We start from the raw sequence: 2,947 nt of genomic DNA on the forward strand, positions 1-2,947 counted from the left end.
TTGAACAACAAGTATAACACAGAGGTGTTTTCTTATGCCTAGAAGAGCTTTCATTTGACAAGAGGAACCCTTGAAGCAGTTTTGTCAGCTAAACCAAAGCTAATCTTAGCCTTGGCTTGTCAGCCTAACAGCATCAAGCCTCTTATCAAATGAAATCGAGGGCTAGCTATAAGCTAGTTAAAACATCTAATTTTTAGGAGGGCTGGGTGGCTAACTTCATTATAGAACTTTCAGTCTTTTTTTAACACTAGGTCTGTTTGAATTAGCTACTGGGGTAGAAGATAATTCCCCTAAATAAATCTTATTAGCTAGTCTTCCTTTCTCACTTGAAGACTGTTGGACTTCATCAATTAAGTCATATTCTTTAAGAGTTTTTTTGATGGACAGTAATTTTGACTTCGAACAACCTAACAGCTTCATCAGCTTAGAATTAGAAAATACTAAATAGACTGCTCCTTCTTCATCTATCCAACCACGACTTAGAAATAATTCTAAGCGATTTTTTAAAATAGAATAAGCCACCTTTACTTCTAGTTTCATATCCATATATTTCTGATCCTCAAAAAGAATTTTAGGCAATTTATAATACCGTTCTGAAGTTTGGTATTGATTTGCGGTAATTCGTTTCATAGCGCTCCTCCAAGTTCTTTTAGTATTAAATCTCCACTTGATTCCAATCGAACCAAGTCACTTTTTTCTAATTCAGCCATAAGAGATATGGCCTCAACAATATCTATTCCCATTTCACGTACTAAAAACGAAATGACAATATAGCGTGATGATTGTAATTCTTTTGTCATTTTCCCTCCTGAAAATAAAAAAAGGAGAACAATATTCAATTGTGCTCCACGATAAATTTGTTAAAAAGAAAAACCCTGCCAAAGAATTTTTGGTAGGGTTTTTGGTAGGAAACTAAATTAATTTATCAGTTTCTAAAATGTGTTCACGATTCTAAAAGGCTGATACTATAGTATTCCGAATTCTAATTGGTATATGCCTCTTATTTAAGAGTAACTGAAGCTCCAGCTTCTTCCAATTTAGCTTTGATTTCTTCAGCTTCTGCAGTTGCAACGCCTTCTTTAACAAGTGCTGGTGCACCGTCAACAAGTTCTTTAGCTTCTTTAAGACCAAGACCTGTGATTTCACGTACAACTTTGATAACGCCAACTTTTTTGTCGCCTGCAGATGTCAATTCAACGTCGAATGAATCTTTAGCAGCACCAGCGTCAGCAGCACCAGCTGCAGCAACAGCTACAGGAGCAGCTGCAGTTACACCAAATTCTTCTTCGATAGCTTTTACAAGGTCGTTCAATTCAAGGATTGAAGCTTCTTTAATTTCAGCAATAATGTTTTCAATGTTCAATGCCATTGTTATTTCCTCCAAATATGTTTTAAATTTATAATAGATTTTCGTAGCTAGGCTACGCTACGTAGCTTAAGATTAAGCTGCGTCTTCTTTGCTTTCTGCAACCGCTTTGACTGCAAGAGCAACGTTGCGCACTGGCGCTTGAAGTACAGAAAGGAGCATAGAAAGAAGTCCTTCGCGGTTTGGAAGAGTTGCAAGTGCAAGAATCTCTTCTTTAGATGCGACAGCGCCTTCGATTGCACCACCTTTGATTTCAAGTGCTTCAGCGTTTTTAGAAAAGTCGTTCAAGATTTTCGCTGGTGCAATAACATCTTCGTTAGAAAATGCTACTGCAGATGGTCCAACGAATACTGATGCAAGATCTTCAAGACCAGCTTTTTCAGCTGCACGACGCAAGATTGAGTTTTTAATGACTTTATACTCAACTTCGCTTCCACGAAGCTCACGACGAAGAACTGTATCTTGCTCAACTGTCAAACCACGAGCGTCTACAACGACGATAGATGCAGCAGCTTTCATTTTTTCAGCTACTACGTCAACTAGTTCCGCTTTTTTAGCAATAATTGCTTCACTCATTAGTGTGTTCACCTCCGTAATTATTTTGCTTGGGGAATTTTTCCAAAAGAAAAACGCGCCCAAACCTAGACACGAAAGTACAATACGCTTCTTTTTACATGATACGTTTTGTCCTCGGTAGGATATTTATGAGTCGGGCTCCCCTACTGTCTTAGGCAGTTTTTTCAAACCGTATATAAGTATAGCATAGTCAAAAAAAGAATGCAAGATTTTTACAAACTTTTTTTAAAATTTTTCGTGATTTTTCTTCTAAAGTTCTACTGTCAGAACTTGACCTTGCTTAACAACATGTTCTCCAGCAATATAGACATCATCAACATCACTGGATTTGACAGCATAAACTAGGTGGGACAGCATATTTTCCTGAGGTTGGAGATGGATTTTGCCTTGTGGTTGAATAACGAGAAAATCTGCCTGCTTGCCGACTTCTAGACTTCCTATCTGATTTTCCATTCCTAGGACCTTAGCCCCTTCGATTGTCAGTGCCTTGAGCGCTGTTTCGATAGGAAATTGGCTGGCATCCCCACTTTTCATCTTCTGAAGAAGGGCTGCAGTCCGTCCCTCCTCAAACATATCAAGATTGTTATTGGAAGCGACCGAGTCAGTCGCAATTCCGACTGCTACTCCTGCTTTTTGGAGCTGGATAATTGGAGCAATTCCTGATGCCAGTTTGAGATTACTGATAGGATTGTGAGCAATAGCCACTTGAGAAGTTGCCAAGCGTTCAATTTCTCGCTCGTTTAATTCGACCCCATGAGCAAAGACAGACGGATGATCTAAGTAACCCAGTTCTTCTAGAAAGGCGAGGGGGCGTTTGCCGTATCGTTTCAGGATAATGCCTGATTCTTCCTTGGTCTCCGCCACATGGATATGGATTGGAATAGCAAGCTCTTTTGCCATTTCCAAACTCGCTTCCAGCAAGTCTCTACTGCAGCTATAGGGAGAATGAGGTGCTACCATAACCTTGAAATTTGGATTTTTATATTTTAATACTCAATCATTTTC

The 2,947-nt window shown here is 39.0% G+C and carries 3 protein-coding genes, 2 pseudogenes and 1 other annotated feature; all 5 genes and pseudogenes read right to left on the bottom strand.

Going from position 1 to position 2,947, the window contains the following annotated elements; all coding sequences use genetic code 11:
• Positions 1 to 231: 231 nt before the first annotated feature.
• Positions 232 to 630, bottom strand: a pseudogene (locus tag HT723_RS10345) (replication initiator protein A); the annotation flags it as partial.
• Complete coding sequence (locus HT723_RS10350) at positions 627 to 800, bottom strand: hypothetical protein (protein WP_078934316.1); 174 nt, start codon at positions 798 to 800, stop codon at positions 627 to 629. The gene HT723_RS10350 and the pseudogene HT723_RS10345, both read right to left, overlap by 4 nt.
• A gap of 200 nt (positions 801 to 1,000) precedes the next feature.
• Positions 1,001 to 1,369 carry a 50S ribosomal protein L7/L12 gene (gene rplL, locus HT723_RS10355; protein ID WP_001196965.1) on the bottom strand — a complete coding sequence of 123 codons (369 nt, stop codon included), beginning with the start codon at positions 1,367 to 1,369 and terminating at the stop codon, positions 1,001 to 1,003.
• Positions 1,370 to 1,441: 72 nt separating this feature from the next.
• The gene (gene rplJ, locus HT723_RS10360) at positions 1,442 to 1,942 is read right to left on the bottom strand and encodes a 50S ribosomal protein L10 (RefSeq protein WP_001287278.1); all 501 of its coding nucleotides are present in this window, start codon (positions 1,940 to 1,942) and stop codon (positions 1,442 to 1,444) included.
• Positions 1,943 to 1,980: 38 nt separating this feature from the next.
• Positions 1,981 to 2,116, bottom strand: a sequence feature (ribosomal protein L10 leader region).
• A gap of 75 nt (positions 2,117 to 2,191) precedes the next feature.
• Positions 2,192 to 2,935 (bottom strand): annotated as a pseudogene (locus HT723_RS10365) (amidohydrolase family protein); the annotation flags it as partial.
• Positions 2,936 to 2,947: the final 12 nt, after the last annotated feature.

Origin of the sequence: Streptococcus sp. 2106 (assembly GCF_013277315.1) — a bacterium.
GTDB lineage: Bacteria > Bacillota > Bacilli > Lactobacillales > Streptococcaceae > Streptococcus > Streptococcus pseudopneumoniae.